Source organism: Acinetobacter sp. ANC 4648, assembly GCF_002135345.1.
Classification (GTDB): Bacteria; Pseudomonadota; Gammaproteobacteria; order Pseudomonadales; family Moraxellaceae; genus Acinetobacter.
This window is the reverse complement of sequence record NZ_NEGI01000002.1, coordinates 394,469-413,819: the sequence shown is the minus strand read 5'-3', so window position 1 is coordinate 413,819 and position 19,351 is coordinate 394,469. Positions and strand designations below refer to the sequence as shown.

Below are 19,351 nucleotides of genomic sequence, written 5' to 3'. Positions count from 1 at the left end.
CTGGCCACCAAAATTTTTAAATGAAAAAACTCTAGTTCTATTTTCTAAATAGCTAGAGTTTTTTTGCAATCATTTACTTTGAATTTGTTGTATTTATGCAGTGATATATTGTATGAAAAACATGCAATAGGTTGTAATGGTAATTTATCGTTTCATGAACCACGAACTTAATTTTAATTATTATTGATATAACAAGAGGGAATGAAAATGAATGAGTTTTTGACAGGAAGTCCACATAGTGGACTTGGTGTAATGTATTACTGGGATCAATTTCACCCGATTATTGCAGCAGTTGTCATCTTGTTGGTGGGGTGGATCATTAGTTTAGTGATTGCGGCAGGTGTAAAAAAACTACTTCAAAAGGCCAATACCAATCATAAACTCTCAAATGCAGCAGGACATGCTGCTGTAGAGCCATCTCCAAATTATGAGTCCATTATTTCCAAGTTTGTATTTTGGTTTATCTTCATTCTTGCGGTGATTGCAGCATTAAATGTCTTGAACATTAACAGTGTCAGCGGCCCATTTAGTAATATGGTTGCGCAATTCCTAATCTTTGTTCCAAATATTATTGCTGCGATTATTGTCGCTTTTATTGGTTGGATTGTTGCCAGATTGGTTCGTGCAGGATTAACACGTGTCTTGGCAAAAACCCAGTTAGATGAAAAACTCAGTTCAGAGGTTGGGGTTAATCCGATTAGTCAGAATATTGCCGAGATTGTGTATTGGCTGATTTTATTGTTATTCCTCCCAATTGTTTTATCTATTTTAGGTTTACAAGGTTTACTGCTGCCTGTACAGAATATGTTGGGTGCAGCGATTGCCTATATACCAAATATCTTTATTGCTGGCGTGATTGTTTTTGTAGGCTATATTCTTGCAAAAATTGTTCGTGGGATTGTGGAAGGTTTAACCAATAGTCTAGATTTACAAGCTCAAGCTGAAAAAGTTGGCCTCTTTAAAAAGAGCAGTCTCGCGCATTTACTGGGCTCATTTGTCTTTGCACTGGTGATGATTACCGCTTTAATTATCGCTTTTGAAGCTTTAGGTATACAAGCTATTTCACAACCTGCAACAGCAATGCTTGCTGAGATTATGTATGCAATTCCACATATTATTGCAGCAGGTCTAATTTTAATTGTTGCATATGTAGTTTCTCGATTCGTAGCAAAATTGGTGGCAGAAGTTATTGCGGGAACAGGTGTTGATGAAATTCCAGCAAAATTGGATGTTCAACGCTTTTTAGGTGAAACTAAAGTTTCGTGCATTATTGGTTACTTAATTGTGTTCTTTACCATGTTGTTTGCGGTTTCAGAAGCTGCGAATAGACTCGGTTTTGAACAAGTGAGTGGCTTAATTTCTATGTTTATCCAATTTGGTGCCAATATTTTATTGGGTGCTATTATTTTAGTAATTGGATTCTGGTTAGCTAATATTGTCGCGAATGTCGTGCAGCGTGGCGAATATCATAGCTCGCGTTGGTTAGGTAACTTAGTCCGTGTATTAATTATGGGCTTAGTTATTGCCATGGGCTTAAAAGCCATGGGCATTGCAGACTCGATTGTGAATTTAGCTTTTGGATTAACCTTAGGATCTGTGGCTGTCGCATTTGCTCTGGCATTTGGTTTAGGTGGTCGTCAACCAGCAGAGCGTATCTTGACTGATTTAATTGATAAAGCAAAATGTGATGGGAATAAACCTAATGCTCTAGATCAAAAAGATAATAATGACCGAGTAGAATGACCCGAAATAACCTGTTTTTTTTTTTAAAGATCGTTCAGGATTAACTGAACGATCTTTTGCTATTTTAGAGTCGCATCAATTATTAAGGAGAAAATAATGACCCAAAACAAGCCCAATAAGTTTATTGCTCCAATCGTTATTGCAGGGATTACCGTTGGGTTTTTAGCAAGCGCTTATAAGTTTATAGTGAGTAAGCCTAAATCTCAGGATAAGCAACAGATTACTCAAACCGAAGAATATCCAACTCAGGATCAATGAGGGATTAGACTCTTTCCATACACACGTTCATGATTTTATAATTGCTTAAATGTATTCAAAAATGAACAGCTTTAAGTCTAGTATAAAAAGTCATAATGGTTGAATTAAAGGACTGTACAAAAAGCATAAAATGGATTAAATTTTAGTCATTAATATATTCTAAATATTAATGACTTATCCTAGGATGGATAGAAAATATTAAAAAGAGGGAGCATTGATGCAATTCATTCAATTTATACAGAACATCACTCAGCAGTTACATTCATTCAATACTGATCTCGATCAAGAGAGGTCTGATTCATGTGTGAAAATGAATCAGACGATTATTCGGGCGCAGCAAAATTCACATATCTGTCTATTTAAAACAGATTATTTAGAATAAATTTATTGTTTATACATATTGTGATGCGGCATGTGCAGAAGCCCATGCCCATTGGAAGTTATATCCACCTAAATGCCCTGAAACATCTAAAATTTCACCAATAAAATACAAGCCTTTTTGCTTTTTACTTTCCATTGTTTTAGATGAAACTTCGGTGGTATCTACACCACCTAAAGTAACCTCAGCAGTCCGATAGCCTTCAGTTCCAGACGGTTTTACTTCAAAAGCATGCAGGCGCTGTGCAATAGCTTCGAGTTTATCATCACTGATATTCCCGATTGCAGTTTCAGCAACATCGGCCCAAATTAAAGTCTGTAATTCAAGCACCACACTTTTAGGTAGATGATCGACGAGTAAGGTTCTTAGTAAAACTTTAGGCTGTGTGGATTTTTTTGCTTTAAAGAAATCCTGAAGATCCATAGACGGTAGGAAGTTAATTTTAAAGCGTTGCCCGACATCCCAATAATTAGAAAGTTGTAGAGAGCTTGGCCCACTTAAACCACGATGGGTAAAAAGTAATGCTTCAGTAAAGCTATTTAGTTCATTGGATAATGTAGCTTCAACTGCATTACCACTTAACCGTGTGGTTACTTCTTTAAACTGGTCAGAAAAAGTAAACGGGACTAAACCAGCACGTGTTGGATACAAATGATGTCCAAATTGTTTTGCTATCTCATAACCAATGCCTGAACCGCCTAAAGTTGGAATGGATAAACCACCTGATGCCACGACTACCGATTCAGCTTCAAAATACCCCAAACTTGTTGCAACTCGAAAATGATTATCTGTAATTGCACTGACTGCTTTAACTTCACAACTGCATTTAATATCGACTAAGCCAGTTTTTTCACATTCATTCAGTAACATGTTTAAAATTTCTTTTGAACCCTTTAAGGTAAATAATTGACCATGCTTACGTTCCTCATATTCGATGCCGTATTCACTGACTAAACCAATAAAATCCCAGTTGGTATACCGTGTTAAAGCTGAAATGACGAAATGTGGATTATGTGAAATAAAGTTTTCAGGTTCGACATACAAATTGGTAAAGTTACATTTTCCGCCACCGGACATGAGAATTTTTTTACCAATTTTATTGGCTTTTTCCATGACCAAAACTTTACGCCCACGTTTTGCTGCCAAAGCTGCTGCCATTAGGCCAGACGCACCTGCACCTAAAATAATGACATCGTACTGATTTGAAGACATGGCAAACTCATGGGAGATAAAAGCAGGGCATTATAGACAATTTTGAGCTATTTTTCAGGACTATTCACCAAGCGAGATTCGACCTTGTAAGCCGCCTGAATGAATCACTAAAATACGAGAATGTGCAGGAAAATAATTTTTTTGAATTAAATCAAAAATACCATACAACATTTTCGCAGTATAAATATGTTCTAAAGGAATCTTATAGCTTGTTTCAAAGTTTTGGATAAAGTGTAAAAGCTCAGGTTGGATTTTGGCATAACCTCCAAAACAATAGTCATCTAAAATTTTCCAATTTTTATTGATTGTATTCTTTTCAACTTCGGCTTGTAGAAAATCACCTTTTAATGCAGAAAAGCCAAGTACAGATTGGTGTGCTGAACTTGCTTGAATTAGGCCTGAAATTGTTCCTCCTGTCCCAACGGCACAGCAAATGACATCATAATTTTGTCGATCAGCAGCTGTTAAAATTTCTGTACAGCCTTGAATGGCTAAAGCATTACTGCCGCCTTCAGGAATAATGTAACTATTTGGAAAACGTTGATTCAGTTCAGTTAAAAATTCAGTTTGATCTTTTTGTCGATATTGTTCACGTGAAATGAAATTTAGTTGCATACTAAATTTTTGCGCTGTTAAGAGGGTATGGTTTAAAGGTTTATCGACTAATTCTTCACCACGAATAATGCCGATGCTTTCAAAACCAAATTGTTGTGCTGCAAAAGCTGTCGCTGCAATATGGTTAGAATATGCTCCTCCAAAGGTGATAATTTTTTTTAACCCTAATTTTTGTGCTTCCAGTAAATTATATTTAAGTTTAAAAAATTTATTGCCTGAAATTTGGGGATGGACTAAGTCTAAACGTTTTATTGTGAGTTCTATTGGTGAGTTGAGTTTGAGTTTTTGGTCGGGAATGGTATGTGCAATAGAGTCAAACATTTTGGTTTAGTCTTAAATATTCAAACATAGTGTACTGAAATTTGTAGTGCGTATTCATCACTAATATCTCGGCGAAGGCAAATTTTTAATAGATTTTAATCCAATATTGAGACTTTATCGAAATCTACAAACTAGGAAGAACGGGTATCTACTGAAGTCACAACAGACATTCCTGGACGTAGTTTTTCCAAATCTTTTTGATTGGGATCAATTGCGATACGCACGGATATACGTTGCACGACTTTGGTGAAGTTACCTGTAGTATTATCTGGCTTCAAGACACTAAATTCAGAGCCAGCTGCAGGGGAAATTTCTTCAACTTTTCCTGTAAATTTTTGGTGGTTCATTGCATCCACTTTAAATGTCGCTTTTTGACCAATCTGCATATTGGTAATTTGAGTTTCTTTAAAATTGGCTATAACCCATGTTTGCTGAGGAATAAGATATAAAAGTTGTGTTCCTGCTGCAACATATTGTCCAACACGAGGGTTAACCTCGCCCAGTTGACCATCCATAGGGGCAATAATTACACTATATTCTTGAGTGGTAACGGCTTGATCTAATTGCGCCTTGGCATTAGTAATTTGGGCTTTTAGGCCTGTTTCAGCCACTTGAGCTGTTTTTAAAGCTTCTTGAGCGACTAAGACATTGGCTTGTGCCTGTTTAAGCAGGGCAAGATTATTTTTAGTATCTGCTATCGCTTTATCTTGTTCAGTTTTTGAAGCTGCGCCACTATTTCCCAATTGTTGATAACGATTGAGCTGTGTTACAGCCAGTTCATAGGCTGCACGTGCTTGGTCAACTTTAGCTTGAGCTGCGATGATATCTGCCTTACGTTGTTCTATGAGTTGAGTTTGATTGGATAAGTTGTTTTGGGCCTGATCGACACTGGCTTCCGCTTGAGTCACCTTTTGATTATAAGTTGTTGCATCAATATGGATTAAGGCTTGTCCTTTTTTGACGCGATCAAAGTCAGTCACAAGCACATCTTTAACATAGCCATTAATTTGAGAGGATAAAATGGTGGTTTTACCTTTCACATAACTATTGTCTGTTGATTCAATCGCACTCTTAAAGGGGCCAATTTCCCACGCCCACAGAATGACGGTAATACCAATTAACAAAACGAAAAACATTAATACCAAAGTACGTGTCGCCGTCGGAATCAGTTTGCTTGAAGGCGGTGATAAAGTAGCCGTAGTATTACTCTGTACTTGAGGCTGTACTACTTCGGTTGTATTTTCAGGGTGGTTTGGATCTTTCGACATGATATTTTCTCAGTAAATCTTTAATTTTTTAGGTTCATTATCATTATTACTGTGCTGATCAGCTTATGTGGTATTTAGCGTTTGTTGCTTTCGTAGTGCATATTTAGTTTTGGTGATAATGAAGCCACCCCAGAGCAGTAATAACAGAGCAAAAATACCATTGAGCGCAATCACATCGTTATACGCACGAACTTGGGCTTCTCTTGTTACAATTTGATTTAAATTACGCAGTGCCTGATTTTTTTCGAGAATAGGATCTAGTGTATATTGCGCTGCACCCTGTTGGTAAGTCTGTAACCGTTGTGCCACGATGGGATCTGTTTGGGGCAGATGACTCAGCATTTCCACCCGATAATTTTGAGTGCGGATTTGTTGGTAGCTAGAAAAAAATGCACTTCCCATCAGACCACCAAAACTTTGTGTTGCAGAGAATAACACCATAAAGGTGACCATATGGGATGGCCCTTTTTGTAGTGCACTCATCATACCTGTCAACAATAATGGTCCAATAAACATACCACTGGCGAAACCCACAATAAATTGACTATGATAAAAATTAGCAGGGCGGACATCGCTGGTGAGGTGATAATCCAAACCACATGCAATTAAAATTAAGATTTCTGCAAGAATTAAGTGCCAAAGCATACGTTCTCGAGAAAAGGTCAAGGCACTGAATACAGTCCCAGCAACAATCCCAAAAAAAATAACAGTATATAGAGGAACAAATTGATCGGGTCCCATACCCATTGATTTAAGAAAGTTAACTGCTGCATAACTTTGCTCAGACATCAAAAAGCGAATTGCCAGTGCTCCAATAATGAAGCGAATGGTTGAAGAAGTCCCTAGCCATCGGGTCATAATCAGAGGGTTGACCCGAAAATGTTCATAGGTCAAACCAACAATAACCAAGCTAAAGCCAGCAATAAGTATGTAAGCTAGCCATGGGGATTCAAACCACCATAGAATAGGACCTTGGCTCAATACAATACAGAGTAGAGCAAAACCTGGTGCGAGTAAGGCAAAGGTAAAGAAGTCTTGCTTCTCAAAGACATCCATTCGAAGACTACGCGGAAGTTTTAAGGAGACCACCATAGCGAGGCTACACAGTGCCAAACCCAACTCAAAAATATATAAGATGCTCCAGTCATTCGCATCTAAAAGTGTGGGAGAAATAATCCAAGCAAGGGGAATACCGAGTTGTTGTAGACCTAAAGCTAAATACAGACCACGTCCAAAATTTTCACGCTTAAAGGCTTGTAAGATGTAATACATCCCTAAAGAACTGAGTGGTGCTGCCACTAGGCCACTGATAAAGCGTACAAAAACCATCATTTCATAGGTATGTACAAACAAATGTAAAATCAAAACGATAATGAAAAGTACCAAGCCAATTTCAGAAAAAAGCCTTAATCCATATTGCTGACGTGCTTTAAAAAGAATTAAGTTTGAGCTTACATTTGCCATTACATAAGCAGCAGGAATCCAAGCAGCCTCACTCGGGGTTAAAGCATATTCGCCTTGAATCAGGGATAGATTTGCAATAATAAAACCATTACTTAAGCTCCCTACGATTGCAATAAATAAACCGATAAAGAAATAGATCAAACGTTTTTGAGTTGAATGTGCAATAAATGCAGGTGAGCCAGGTAAGGTTGGACGTTCTTCAGGTGTCCAATCTGGTATTGGTTCTAATATCCGAGGCGTCTTTTCCATGTTCAGCCAACTTCAGTATTTTGATCGTGTATTAATCTGTCAGTAGTGTAATTTATCAAGGCTTTTTATTCTGAATTATTTTACTTTTAGATATCATTCTAGAATATATCTATAAGCGGGTCTTTAAGGATAAATCGGGGCAACCTAATCAATGAGAGGCAAATAATAGTACGCAGCAGATCAATATTTACCATATTTGGATCATTGCGATCAATCACTGGTCAAAATTATATGTCTGTAGTCGTTGTCGGTTAAAATGATTGGTGCAAATTTAATTAAGTGAGTTACAGCAAAAACTAGATGACTAAGTTTAGAATTTTAAGTTATAAAATAGAGATTATTTTTTGAACGAAAGTGTTATGCTAAAACTATAAAAATAATGGAAAAGGATATGTGATGAAAATACTATCCCTATGTTCTTATATAGTCATTGCGATGGCTATCATGGGTTGTGAAAAAAGTCCAATCAGTCAAACTAAAACAGAAGTTCGTTCCATTCAAATCGCGGGTATGCCTGTTTACGATAAAGATTATCAATTGACGAGTCGTGAAAATAATTCTGAAATTCAGCCATAGCTGAGGAAGAGTATGAGCAGACCATAAATATATGTAGTTCTGTATTTGATTATGATGATGTGAATAATATTTATCTTGTCAAAATTACAGCATCTTAAATAGATGCTGTAATTTTGCTACAGATAATCTGAATGGTATTAATGGAACACAGTTTCTAAAGCTTTTAAGCCAACTTTAGGATCAAGTAAACCATTATAAATATCTGGAATTTTTCGTTCTACGCCAAAAAATTCGTAAATTGCCAACATCGCACCACGGACCGAGTATTCCACCGTAAATACTACATCATCTTCAATTTCGACAAACTGCCCTAAAAATGCAAAGTTTTGTGAACCATGCGGAATGACTAATGGGCGATCACCTGGTTTACGGCAAGCAAATAATGCCGAAGCATATGGCATCATTGCCGTGGTAACTTTTGTAGTTGCCAAAACATGATCCAAAATATCATCAAATCCAAGTTGTTTGATGAGTTCTATTAATATTTCTTGACCAGTGGATTCACTCATTGGTTTTTGGATGTAATCACCAATATCATCAATTTGGAAACCATAACCCCACAAGGTATACATTCCCTCAGGTAAGTCAGCAAAATGTGGTTGAGCTGGGACAACAATAGATAAGTGCCAACCTGACTCAAACCATGTCATGAGTGCCCCCGTGCCAGGCTCATTTCCAGTATATTCAGTTATGCGTTTAAGCAAGACATCATCTTGTAGGGTAAGCGTGAATGACTCCCATTTATGTTCATCAATATTGCCATAGAATGTCATTGGGCGACCAAAATCAGGTGCTTTTTTCGCAAGTGTATCCCAGAGAGTCCAACCATGATCAAGTCTGTCTCGAATTAATGCTGGTACATCTTCATTACCACCATAACGTGAATCTGCTGTAATTGAACCCAATGTGAAAATTGCTAAATCTTGCATTTTTAGTTCAATTTCTTCCTTACCTTCTGGAAGTTTTACATATAAGCGTGTTGCACGACGTTCTTGAGTTTCTTCATTGGTTTCAAAGTCGGCATCAGTTACGTAGTGACCAAAGCGAACATCTACACCTTGTTCAACCAACCAGCGCTGTAATGGAAGAATCATAGAATCATATTGATTGTATTTAGTGCGTTTAACGCCAGCTAAGGTATGAATACGTGGTAATTCTTGGATAAAACGCAAGAAATAACGACGGAGTTCTGCAGCACTGTGCCATTTTTGAAAAGCAAATGTAGTACGCCACATACGCCAGAAATTAGTTTTGAAAAAACAATCATCAAAAAATTCATCAATACGACGACTGCCAATACGCTCTTCTTTAGAAGCCAGTAAACGAAGCATTTGAGCACGGTGTAAAGTGTTTAAGCCCAATTTTTCTGCTTCAGCGATAACATGATTGGAGTCAATCAAGCGTGCTTGGGCATGGGTTTTAATTTTTTGATTAAATTCACGACATTCTTCACGGACAGAGATATCGGGATTCTCTAGAGAGGGAATACTTGAAAATAAGTCCCATAAACAAAGATACGTTTCATCAGTTAACATTCGTCCACCGCGGGTAACCCACGCTTGTGAGGCATTGGGTGTGTGGCCACCATCCATAGAACCGCCCGAAATATCAAGCTCTTCTAAAATATGGATGTTTTGTGCCGGAACTTTAGCATCACGAATTGCGAAAGCTGCTGCTGCCATACCTGCAATACCACCACCAATAATCCAGAGGTGAGATTGTTGTGCATCTAAAATATTACGTTTCTTATTTAACACGGTTTCACCTGTAATTTTAGTTATGCTGCAAAAACTTAAGATTTAATCCATATGTTTAATATGTGATTATATTTATATAAAATATGTGAATTAATAATAAAAAATTTAATTCTATATTTTGATGTAAAAACTCATCTTATTCGGAAAAATGAATTTTTTATGTTCAGATTTGTTCGATATGGTAATTTTAAGTAATTGATATTAAATGAATTTAGAGTCTTTGCTCTATTCTTATTTAAAATGAAGCATTTTACTGAGTTTGAAATATCTCTAAACTTACTACTCTAATTTAGACCAACTAAGGCTTAAGTTAGAAATAAGGAATATAATCTTCATGATTAATTTTAGCTTTAACAACCTAAACAAAGTAATTTACGCGTAAAATATAGCTTCTTTAGTTTTTGAACTTAGCGCAAAGGTGTGTTGTGGAATCATTATTGATATTAGGTTCGATTACTTTAGCTTTAATGCTTGGTGCAATGAGTCCAGGCCCTACATTTATTTATGTCGCGAAAAACTCAATTGCAATTTCACGTAAACATGGCTTATTTACTGCACTCGGAACCGGTACTGGCGCGGCTTTATTTGGCTTCTTAGCCGTGATGGGGCTACAAGCTGTTTTATTGGCGGTGCCATCTGCTTATTTGGCTTTAAAAATCTGTGGTGGTTTATATTTATTGTGGCTAGCGTATAAAATTATTAAACATGCTAAAGAACCAATGGATACAGCAGAAGATTCAGTTCAGTTAATGACTCATACGCAAGCTTATCGTTTAGGATTTATTACTCAGTTAAGCAACCCCAAAATTGCGATTGTTTTAGCCAGTATTTTCACTGCACTTTTACCAAAAGAAATTCCAACGTACTTTTATGTGGTTTTACCGATGCTGTGTTTCTTTATTGATGCGGGTTGGTATTCATTGGTGGCTGTGGTTTTATCAGCAGAGAAGCCACGCCGTGTATATTTAAAATTTAAAAAAGTGTTTGATCGAGTTGCAGGTGGTGTGATGACTTTATTGGGCTTAAAGTTAATTTTTGGGATGAAGTAAGTTTTCTTTTTTAATTGTTACTTTAAAAATAAATAGTAAACAAGTAGTTGCTTCATGATCTTATTTTTTATTTGTATAAATAAAAAATATTACAAAATGGATTAGATTTTAGATTGATCTAAACATATCTTTTGATTAAAATTTGATCTGTTTTTGAGGTAATATACTCTAGTAAATAGCTCGTCATGACAATGTATTTTAAGTGCATAACTGAGTAAAACAGTTTGGTTCGTGAGAAAAATATAAGTTGAAGCACTTTTTCAACTATTAATATTGAGTAAGGGTATGGGAATATGTAGGTACAAGCGATAAACCTATAATTTGAACCTTTCATCCAAGGATGTCTTGTATGCAAAATAGTCCATTTAAAAATAATCAACTATATAACGAAGTGGTTTATAAAACTTTAATTGAATCAACCCTTGCGATTCCATGGAGTATCGACTGGGATAGTAAGCAGTTCAGTTATATTGGCCCACAAATTGAAAAATTGTTGGGTTGGCAACAAGAATCATGGAAAACAGTACAAGATTGGGTTGATCGTATGCATGAATTAGATCGTGAACAAACATTTAATATGTGTGTTGCACAATCGCTTGCAGGCATTGATCATGAGGCAGATTATCGCGCTTTAAAAGCAGATGGGTCATATATTTGGATCCGTGATGTGGTTCATGTGATTCGTAAAGAAAATGGTGATGTGGATTCCTTAGTGGGTTTTATGTTTGATATTTCCGAACGTAAAAAACAAGAAGAACAGTTAGAAATATTACAGCGCCAGCTGGAAGAGTTTTCTTATAAAGACGGTTTGACTGGAATTGCAAATCGCCGTTTATTTGATGAATTTTTTGCAAGAGAATGGCAAAGTGCAATACGGTTGAAAAAGCCACTATCCGTTCTATTAGTTGATCTTGACTATTTTAAGCAATATAACGATCAACATGGTCATATTAACGGTGATTATTGTCTCCGTGAGATTGCTCAATTATGGTCGACTTGCTGTAGTCGTCCACGTGATTTGGTTTCACGTTTTGGTGGTGAAGAATTTGCGATTGTGTTGCCAGAAACCAATACTGAAGCGGCTATTCAAGTTGCTGAAAACTTAAGGCAGGCTTTAAAAAATGCCAAATTACCACATTGTACATCGGCTATTTCAGAATTTGTTACCTGTAGTATTGGTGTGAAAACTATTATTCCAACGGAGCAGTGCGATCAAATGAATTTCTTAGAACTAGTCGATAAAAATTTATATCAAGCTAAGCAACAAGGGCGTAATCGTTATTTTGCGAATGAGAACTGATTTTTTTATTCAGTGCAAAGAAGTGTGAATTTATAGGTGAGAATACTTTATTGGAAGTGTAGCCATTTGCGAGATGAAAAAGTCGATCGGTCTTTCTTGAGTCAAATTTTAAATTAATTAGATTTGAAATAAAGTAAATGATGATTTCCATACTTATTTACTCATGATATTGATAATATGCCTCCGTAAATTATCAGGGGGAAATATGCTTACTAAATCACTATATATTACAATCTTGAGCTGTTTAGCATTCACAGGTTGTTCAACCACAGAAACGTCAAAAATAATTCAAGCACCACAAGTAATTGCCGTAACTTCAGCAATAAAATATACAGGCGTTAAAACGCCTGTATCTATTGGTAAGTTTGATAACCGTTCAAGTTATATGCGTGGTATTTTCTCTGACAATGTTGACCGTTTAGGTGGTCAAGCAAAAACAATTTTAGAGACTCATTTACAACAGACAGGTTATTTTTCAGTTTTAAATCGGGATAACTTATCTGAATTACAACAAGAAGCTGGTTTTGGTAAGGCGACTCAATCGATTAAAGGGGCTCGTTTTGTTCTCACAGGCGATGTATCTGAATTTGGTCGTAAAGAAGTCGGTGATCATCAATTGTTTGGAATTTTAGGTCGTGGCAAAACTCAAATTGCCTATGCCAAAGTTAATTTAAATGTGGTTGATGTCAAAACGGCTGAAGTGGTTCATTCTGTGCAAGGTGCTGGTGAATATGCACTAAGTGAGCGTGAAATTCTTGGTTTTGGTTCTACGGCATCTTATGACTCTACATTGAATGGTAAAGTTTTAGACCTTGCAGTCCGTGAAGCGGTCAATAATTTAGTTTTAGATATTCAAACTCATAAGTGGTTAACACAATAATAGGTTTGAAGCAATGAAAAAACTATACTTAGTGCTGGGTGGATTGGCGTGTTTAAATTTGGTTGGCTGTGTATCAGCACCTAAATCTTTATATAGCTGGGGTGTATATCCTCAGCAGTCTTATTTAATGTTAAGTATTCCTGAGAAAACCTCTCCTCAAGAACAGATTGCTAAACTTGAAAAAGATATCGAAAAAGCTAAAGCAAAGAATTTGGCTGTTCCTCCAGGTTTATATGCTCACTTAGGTTTAATCTATTTAAACATTCAGAATGCACCACGTGCTGCAGAGTATTTTGAATTAGAGCGTCAGGTATATCCTGAATCAACAGTATTGATGGATCGTCTTTTAAAAAAAATGACAAATACATCTGCTGGAGTTAGTAACAAGTGAAAAATATAAAATGTTTTTTAGCACTTTTCAGTGTTATTGTATTATTTACGGGTTGTGCTATTACTCCTAAAAACACACATGATTTATCTACTTATACTGCACATATGCCAAAATCGATTTTGGTAATGCCACCAATAAATGAGTCACCTGATACACGTGCAACTTATGGATATTGGTCTAGTGTCGCTTTACCTGTGGCTGAAGCTGGTTACTATGTTTTCCCTATTACAGTTGTTGACACGATGTTTAAAGAAAATGGTATTACGAATGGCTTTGATGCTCAGTCGGTTGCACCACAAAAATTGCAAGAAATTTTTGGTGCAGATGCGGCTCTTTATGTCAAAGTGAAAGAGTATGGTTCTAAATATCAAGTTATTCAGTCAATGGCAACGGTGGCTGTTGAAGCAAAATTGGTTGATTTAAAAACAGGTAATTTACTGTGGGAAGGTCAGGAAAAAGTTCAACAGGCGAATGATAATAATGGCGGTGGTTTAGTCGGAATGTTGGTGGGTGCTCTGGTTGATCAGATCTCGAGTCATCTGTCTGATAAAGCTTATGTTCTTTCCAATCATCTGAGTTCACAGCTGTATACACCTCAGCTGGGTCAGCAGAAAGGTTTATTGTATGGGCCGAGATCTCCGAATTTTTCTAAAAACTCGGTAAGTCCTCAGTAATAAAAAATCCCCTCTAATGAGGGGATCTTTTATTTCAATAAAAAATCTAAATTTTAAGACACTTTATCACCTGGTTTTGCACCGGTATCAGGCGACATAATGAAGATACCATCACCATTCCCTGCAGCAAGTACCATTCCGTTAGAAATACCAAAACGCATCTTACGTGGTGCAAGGTTCGCAACTAAGACCACCAATTTACCTTTTAAGTCTTCAGGTGCATATGAACCTCGAATCCCACTAAACACATTACGTGGCTCAGCTTCGCCTGCATCTAACGTTAATTGAAGTAATTTATCTGAACCCTCAACCGTTGCAGCTTCAACGACTTGTGCAACCCGAAGGTCAACCTTCATAAAGTCTTCAATACCAATAATTTCAGCTTCGCCGACTTTAGATTCAACTTTGGTTGGTGCAGCTTTCTTCTCTTTTTTCTTTTCAACTTTTACAGGTTCAACCGCAGCTGCTAAAGAGTCTTTAGATGCATCGACCATTGCAGCAACAGCTTTAGGGTCAACACGTTGCATTAGGGCTTGGAACTGTTCAATTTCGTGATTCACTAAAATAGTTTTACCTGAAGCAAAATCAAAGTTTTCAAGTTTTAAGAAGTCTTGCACTTGTGTTGCCAAAGTTGGCAGTACAGGGGACAAGTAAACGGCCAATTGACGGAACAAGTTAATTCCGACAGAACATACATCATGAACTTGTTGTTCTTGACCTTCTTGCTTCGCCAATGCCCACGGTTTTTTCTCATCAATATATTGATTGGCTTTATCTGCAAGTGCCATAATTTCACGAATGGCAGCAGAGAATTCACGTGCTTCGTATGCTTGCGCAATTGAATTACCCGCATCAATAAAGCTTTGAACCAATTCAGGCTCTGCACATGTTGCAGACAGCTTATTATCAAAACTTGTGTTAATGAACTTTGCACAGCGGCTGGCAATGTTGACCACTTTACCGACTAAGTCTGAATTCACTTTTTGTACAAAATCTTCTAAATTTAAGTCAGAATCTTCAACTTTATCCGACAGTTTAGAGGCAAAGTAATAACGTAAATGTTCTGGATTTAAATGTTCTAAATACGTTTCTGCTTTAATGAACGTACCACGGGATTTAGACATCTTCTGGCCATTAACCGTCAAGAAACCATTGACGAATAAACCTGTAGGCGTACGGTAGTTTGCACCTTCCAACATCGCAGGCCAAAATAAAGCGTGGAAATAAACGATGTCTTTACCAATGAAGTGATAGACCTCATTTTTAGAATCTTTTTTCCAGTAATCATCAAAGCTGAGTTCAGGACGTTTGGTTTTGATGTAGTTTTCAAAACTAGACATATAACCAATTGGTGCATCAACCCAAACGTAGAAATATTTGTTTGGTGCATCTGGAATTTCAAAACCGAAATATGGTGCATCACGGGAAATATCCCAATCATTCAAGCCATTTTCAAACCATTCATCCAGCTTGTTGGCGATAGATACAGGAAGACGACCTTCATCACGTGTCCATTTTTGAAGATATTCAGCAAAATTTGGAAGTTTAAAGAAGTAATGGTCTGACGATTTTTCTACAGGTGTCGCACCACTTAAGGTTGAACGTGGATTTAACAATTCTGTTGCATTATAGGTGGTACCACAAACTTCACAGGCATCACCGTATTGATCTTCTGCTTTACATTTTGGGCATGTGCCTTTAATGAAACGATCGGATAAGAACATGCCTTTTTCAGGATCAAAAAGCTGATTTACAGGACGGATTGCAATATTGCCTGCTTCACGGTTTTTAATATAAATCTCTTCCGAGCGATTTTTATTTTCATCACTGTTTGTAGAGTCGTAATGGTCGAAATGCACACCAAAACCATCAAAATCACGGATATGTTCTTTTTGCACATTGGCAATTTGCGCTTCAGGTGTAATGCCGTTCGCTTCGGCACGTAGCATGATTGCTGTGCCGTGAGCATCATCCGCACATACATAAGTCACGTTATGTCCCATTGCACGCATGGCACGAACCCAAATATCTGCTTGGATATAACCGAGTAAGTGACCCATATGGATGGGGCCATTGGCGTAAGGAAGGGCATTGGTGACTAAAATATTTCGCACGGATATAACTCTCTCGTTCGTCGTTATGCAAAGTGTTGCAAGGTCAATGATTTTACCTGAGTTAATAGCAAGATGCACAAAGGAATAGGTGAAATGTTTTCAAACAGATATGATTTAGAAATTAAATTATAAAAATGGATATGTCATCTTGAGAGCACAATTAAAAAGTATTGAATGTTTCGATGTGGATTTAACAACTTATAGCGGTGAAGAAGATGGCTCGATTGGTTTGGAGTTAACATTGTATATTGGTGAGTTTTCTTCGAAAGAGGCAGAAGTTTTCAATGTTTTTGTCTGTTCATCAGATTGGCTTGAAAAATATGAGAACAAGCCCAGACTAATATTGAATACGATTTTAGTCAGTAAGTTTGATTTAAAAGAAATCGAAAATCTAATAAATAACTATTTGATGCATTGTTCAGGTAATACGTGGGAAGAAATGGCATATAAGATATCTAAAGCATTTTCTTGGGGATTTGATAATTATCAAGAGTTAAAAAATCCATAATCATATTTGGAACTTAATATGATTCGCTTATAAGAATGATAAGCACTGAAATATTTTCAAAAGTAGATTTTTATATATTGCCAACTGAATAAAAGCGATAATAGTGCCTTAAAGAGATAGCGTATGAGTTACAAGCACATGATCAATGCCGATTTCGAAGATAGTTTTGACGATTTTGAACAACAAGAAGTGACCCGAATTCCGCAACATGAAAAGGGTAAACAACTCGGGCAAAGCATTTTAAAAGATGCCGATCAATATCTACAATCGATGTCTGCTGCTGAACATAAACACCTCATTCAGATGTTAAAAGGACTTGCAACCAATGAGCCTTATCTTGATGTTTTGGCGAATCAATTAGATCAGCCTGTTGACAGTAAAGTTGCCAATGATGCGTTGAATCTAGTGCATGTTTGGACATTGATTAATCAGCATGAAAGTGATGTTAACTTTAATCTTCTAGATGTCATTCAAACTGAATATTTCCAAGCTGAATTAATGGAAGCTTTTGATGCACTTGAGATTGGAGACAATAAAGATCAACGTCGCTTAGTGATTCAAGAAGCCTTTAAACTATATGAAATGCAATGTTTTGCAGGTTGTATTCCGCTTTTATATGCACAATTGGAAGGTTTGTTAACTGATATTTTGGTTGAAAAGGGATATTTAAAGCAAAATCATACTAAGTTTATGGATGTCTATAAAATTGTTCCTGGTTTAAAAGGGCATGAAATTAAGAGTTTGTGGCATAAGGCGAAAATTGCTTGTGAAATGAATGTCTATTTTTCTGAATTAGAAGCTTATAAAATGGATAATAGTTCGACTGTGACCATGACTCGCCATAATATTTTACATGGTATGGATGTTAATCATTTCAACAAAGAGCGTAGTTTTGTACTGTTTATTTGGTTGTTCTCAGTCACTAGTTTTATGGGCACACTGAAATCTTAGTGCTGATGAATAAACTTTTTGATCAATATAAATAATTCGTAACGTCAAAATTACAGAAAATTTTTAACAGATGTTAGATCCATCCGTGTGGCATGAATGCCACATGTTTCCCATCTTTGCATTGCATTTCAAAGTAGTCCTTAAAACTGGTACAAGAATCGTATATGGGAAACAAAGGTTTTACCGACTTTTGATCGTTCAAAAGTCGAGATCATACCTATGCAAAGGCATACAAGCTGAAGCAATAAAAGGAGACAGTGCAGATTAAAAAAATTGAATATTAAGCATTTTTTAATTTATGCAAATTATCAACTATATGGGTTTTAAATATTAAGCCTAGATTTATAATGGAACCAATATGCTTAAACTTCTCGCAGAAGATTTTATTCAAGTCGATAAAATTGATTTAGTTTTGCCTTTATACCAAGAGTTAGTGGCAAAGACCAAATTGGAGCAAGGCTGTATTGCTTATAATCTTTATCACGATCTTCGAGATCAAGGACATTTTGTCTTTGTCGAGGAGTGGGTTGACCGTGCTGCTTTAGATGTACATGTTCAATCCGAACACTTTCAACGCCTTGTTCCGCAAATTGATCAATATCAACGAAAACAGGCTATTTTTACTCATATGCAAAGCTTCGAAGAGCTACTAAAAAAAGAATAAGCTTATTTTTCTATTTCAATCAGTTGCTTGATCTTTGTTGCTTTTTCAAAGTGATCAAGTTGATGGGTCATAATCCACCACTGAGCAACTTGCATTAATAATTCAGGATTATCATTTTTATTGGCAAAAAAAGCATAAAAAGAGAGGCCAACATTGCTGCCTTTCTTTGTAATTTTTTCATCACATATTTTAATTATTTTCTCTTTAAGCATCGTGTTCATTGTTTAAGCCCTAATTTTAATTGGGTTAATTTGGATTGATGCAGTCAATAAGTAAAAAAGGCATCGTTACATTATGTATGGTATTTATTGCAAATTGCAGTTTTAAACCGAAATCTAGCCTGAATTCTATATAACTATAGATTGTCTTAGCTCAATTATGAGCTTTGAGATCTCTTAAAACATTTTAACAAAAACTGGGGCAATATGATGACAAACGATAGCAAATTAGATGATTTAAAAAATAAAGCGGCAGAACTTGGCAATGAATTGACATCTAAGGCGAAAGAAGCATATTTGGAAGGTGAAAAAGTGATTGATGATTTAAAGCATAAAGCTTCAGAAGTGAAACTTGAAGGTGAAAAGACATTAGACCATTTGAAAAAAGATGTGGAAGCCAAGCAGGCAAATGGAAAAGTGGTTGTTGAAGAAAAAATTGATACAGTAAAAGATAAAGCGGCAGATTTACAAAATAAAGCTCATGAAAAACTGGAACAACTAAAGACTGAAGCAAGCCATAAATTAGATGAAGCAAAACTTAAGGCACATGAACTTAAGCATGAAGCTTCAGTGAAGCTTGATGAAATTAAGGTTCAGGCTACTGAAAAAATTGATGAATTAAAGAAAAAAGCAACAGAGACTATCAATAGTTTTAAGTCGAATGATAAAGACTAACCCTTGCTTGTTGCATAGTGCAATTAAGTGACCAAAAACACTACAGTTTAATAATTTTTAGACTGTAGTGTTTGGGTTAGATCAT

General features: G+C 36.3%; 18 protein-coding genes and 1 pseudogene. 12 read left to right on the top strand and 7 right to left on the bottom strand.

Annotation, left to right across the window (positions count from 1 at the left end; genetic code table 11):
• Positions 1–207: 207 nt before the first annotated feature.
• Both B9T27_RS05020 and B9T27_RS14850 read left to right on the top strand, forming a co-directional pair.
• Positions 208–1,716: pseudogene (locus B9T27_RS05020) on the top strand (mechanosensitive ion channel); the annotation flags it as partial.
• Positions 1,717–1,839: 123 nt separating this feature from the next.
• Positions 1,840–2,001, top strand: a complete 162-nt coding sequence (locus B9T27_RS14850) for a hypothetical protein (protein WP_171263327.1) — start codon at positions 1,840–1,842, stop codon at positions 1,999–2,001.
• Between the two features lie 391 nt (positions 2,002–2,392).
• Here B9T27_RS14850 and B9T27_RS05015 read toward each other — a convergent pair whose 3' ends face one another.
• The 4 genes from B9T27_RS05015 to B9T27_RS05000 form a co-directional block, all read right to left on the bottom strand.
• Complete coding sequence (locus B9T27_RS05015) at positions 2,393–3,592, bottom strand: NAD(P)/FAD-dependent oxidoreductase (protein ID WP_086205739.1); 1,200 nt, start codon at positions 3,590–3,592, stop codon at positions 2,393–2,395.
• A gap of 60 nt (positions 3,593–3,652) precedes the next feature.
• Positions 3,653–4,528, bottom strand: a complete 876-nt coding sequence (locus tag B9T27_RS05010) for a 1-aminocyclopropane-1-carboxylate deaminase/D-cysteine desulfhydrase (protein ID WP_086205738.1) — start codon at positions 4,526–4,528, stop codon at positions 3,653–3,655.
• A gap of 131 nt (positions 4,529–4,659) precedes the next feature.
• On the bottom strand, positions 4,660–5,796 hold the full coding sequence (locus B9T27_RS05005; protein WP_086205737.1) for an HlyD family secretion protein: 1,137 nt from the start codon (positions 5,794–5,796) through the stop codon (positions 4,660–4,662).
• Between the two features lie 63 nt (positions 5,797–5,859).
• On the bottom strand, positions 5,860–7,509 hold the full coding sequence (locus B9T27_RS05000) for an MFS transporter (RefSeq protein ID WP_086205736.1): 1,650 nt from the start codon (positions 7,507–7,509) through the stop codon (positions 5,860–5,862).
• A gap of 396 nt (positions 7,510–7,905) precedes the next feature.
• Here B9T27_RS05000 and B9T27_RS04995 point away from each other — a divergent pair, with 396 nt between their 5' ends.
• Complete coding sequence (locus B9T27_RS04995) at positions 7,906–8,085, top strand: NF038215 family lipoprotein (protein ID WP_086205735.1); 180 nt, start codon at positions 7,906–7,908, stop codon at positions 8,083–8,085.
• A gap of 137 nt (positions 8,086–8,222) precedes the next feature.
• Here the strand turns inward: B9T27_RS04995 and B9T27_RS04990 are convergent, their stop codons facing one another.
• Positions 8,223–9,842 (bottom strand): oleate hydratase, encoded by a 1,620-nt coding sequence (locus B9T27_RS04990; protein ID WP_086205734.1) that lies wholly within the window; start codon positions 9,840–9,842, stop codon positions 8,223–8,225.
• A 467-nt stretch (positions 9,843–10,309) separates the two neighbouring features.
• On the opposite strand from B9T27_RS04990, the gene B9T27_RS04985 reads away from it, so the two are divergent.
• From B9T27_RS04985 to B9T27_RS04965, 5 genes are all read left to right on the top strand, one after another.
• Entirely contained in the window at positions 10,310–10,891 is a 582-nt protein-coding gene (locus B9T27_RS04985) for a LysE family translocator (RefSeq protein ID WP_416224386.1), read from the top strand.
• A 349-nt stretch (positions 10,892–11,240) separates the two neighbouring features.
• A complete protein-coding gene (locus B9T27_RS04980) occupies positions 11,241–12,191 on the top strand; it encodes a GGDEF domain-containing protein (protein ID WP_086205732.1) in 951 nt (316 codons plus the stop codon).
• 205 nt (positions 12,192–12,396) lie between these two features.
• A complete protein-coding gene (locus B9T27_RS04975) occupies positions 12,397–13,071 on the top strand; it encodes a CsgG/HfaB family protein (RefSeq protein ID WP_086205731.1) in 675 nt (224 codons plus the stop codon).
• A 13-nt stretch (positions 13,072–13,084) separates the two neighbouring features.
• Positions 13,085–13,462, top strand: coding sequence for a DUF4810 domain-containing protein (locus B9T27_RS04970; protein ID WP_086205730.1), 378 nt, complete (start codon positions 13,085–13,087; stop codon positions 13,460–13,462).
• The gene (locus B9T27_RS04965) at positions 13,459–14,136 is read left to right on the top strand and encodes a DUF799 domain-containing protein (RefSeq protein ID WP_086205729.1); all 678 of its coding nucleotides are present in this window, start codon (positions 13,459–13,461) and stop codon (positions 14,134–14,136) included. Before B9T27_RS04970 ends, B9T27_RS04965 begins: the two co-directional genes overlap by 4 nt.
• A gap of 53 nt (positions 14,137–14,189) precedes the next feature.
• Here the strand turns inward: B9T27_RS04965 and metG are convergent, their stop codons facing one another.
• The gene (gene metG / locus B9T27_RS04960; protein ID WP_086205728.1) at positions 14,190–16,250 is read right to left on the bottom strand and encodes a methionine--tRNA ligase; all 2,061 of its coding nucleotides are present in this window, start codon (positions 16,248–16,250) and stop codon (positions 14,190–14,192) included.
• A gap of 148 nt (positions 16,251–16,398) precedes the next feature.
• Here metG and B9T27_RS04955 point away from each other — a divergent pair, with 148 nt between their 5' ends.
• The 3 genes from B9T27_RS04955 to B9T27_RS04945 all read left to right on the top strand — a co-directional run bounded on the left by B9T27_RS04955 (position 16,399) and on the right by B9T27_RS04945 (position 18,373).
• Complete coding sequence (locus B9T27_RS04955) at positions 16,399–16,758, top strand: Imm8 family immunity protein (RefSeq protein ID WP_171263326.1); 360 nt, start codon at positions 16,399–16,401, stop codon at positions 16,756–16,758.
• A gap of 123 nt (positions 16,759–16,881) precedes the next feature.
• Positions 16,882–17,709, top strand: coding sequence for a hypothetical protein (locus tag B9T27_RS04950; protein ID WP_416224382.1), 828 nt, complete (start codon positions 16,882–16,884; stop codon positions 17,707–17,709).
• 358 nt (positions 17,710–18,067) lie between these two features.
• The gene (locus B9T27_RS04945; RefSeq protein WP_086205725.1) at positions 18,068–18,373 is read left to right on the top strand and encodes a putative quinol monooxygenase; all 306 of its coding nucleotides are present in this window, start codon (positions 18,068–18,070) and stop codon (positions 18,371–18,373) included.
• A 2-nt stretch (positions 18,374–18,375) separates the two neighbouring features.
• Here the strand turns inward: B9T27_RS04945 and B9T27_RS04940 are convergent, their stop codons facing one another.
• Entirely contained in the window at positions 18,376–18,594 is a 219-nt protein-coding gene (locus tag B9T27_RS04940) for a DUF6500 family protein (RefSeq protein ID WP_086205724.1), read from the bottom strand.
• A 207-nt stretch (positions 18,595–18,801) separates the two neighbouring features.
• Here B9T27_RS04940 and B9T27_RS04935 point away from each other — a divergent pair, with 207 nt between their 5' ends.
• Positions 18,802–19,266: a hypothetical protein gene (locus tag B9T27_RS04935; protein ID WP_086205723.1), complete on the top strand. Its 465-nt coding sequence runs from the start codon at positions 18,802–18,804 to the stop codon at positions 19,264–19,266.
• Positions 19,267–19,351 lie beyond the last annotated feature (85 nt).

Coding starts and splice junctions, on each gene's coding strand:
- B9T27_RS05010 (WP_086205738.1), bottom strand. CDS start 4,528: ATGTTTGACTCTATTGCACATACCATTCCCGACCAAAAACTCAAACTC.
- B9T27_RS04935 (WP_086205723.1), top strand. CDS start 18,802: ATGACAAACGATAGCAAATTAGATGATTTAAAAAATAAAGCGGCAGAA.
- B9T27_RS04980 (WP_086205732.1), top strand. CDS start 11,241: ATGCAAAATAGTCCATTTAAAAATAATCAACTATATAACGAAGTGGTT.
- B9T27_RS04945 (WP_086205725.1), top strand. CDS start 18,068: ATGCTTAAACTTCTCGCAGAAGATTTTATTCAAGTCGATAAAATTGAT.
- B9T27_RS04995 (WP_086205735.1), top strand. CDS start 7,906: ATGAAAATACTATCCCTATGTTCTTATATAGTCATTGCGATGGCTATC.
- B9T27_RS05015 (WP_086205739.1), bottom strand. CDS start 3,592: ATGTCTTCAAATCAGTACGATGTCATTATTTTAGGTGCAGGTGCGTCT.
- B9T27_RS04950 (WP_416224382.1), top strand. CDS start 16,882: ATGAGTTACAAGCACATGATCAATGCCGATTTCGAAGATAGTTTTGAC.
- B9T27_RS05000 (WP_086205736.1), bottom strand. CDS start 7,509: ATGGAAAAGACGCCTCGGATATTAGAACCAATACCAGATTGGACACCT.
- B9T27_RS04970 (WP_086205730.1), top strand. CDS start 13,085: ATGAAAAAACTATACTTAGTGCTGGGTGGATTGGCGTGTTTAAATTTG.
- B9T27_RS04940 (WP_086205724.1), bottom strand. CDS start 18,594: ATGAACACGATGCTTAAAGAGAAAATAATTAAAATATGTGATGAAAAA.
- B9T27_RS04975 (WP_086205731.1), top strand. CDS start 12,397: ATGCTTACTAAATCACTATATATTACAATCTTGAGCTGTTTAGCATTC.
- B9T27_RS05005 (WP_086205737.1), bottom strand. CDS start 5,796: ATGTCGAAAGATCCAAACCACCCTGAAAATACAACCGAAGTAGTACAG.
- B9T27_RS14850 (WP_171263327.1), top strand. CDS start 1,840: ATGACCCAAAACAAGCCCAATAAGTTTATTGCTCCAATCGTTATTGCA.
- B9T27_RS04985 (WP_416224386.1), top strand. CDS start 10,310: ATGCTTGGTGCAATGAGTCCAGGCCCTACATTTATTTATGTCGCGAAA.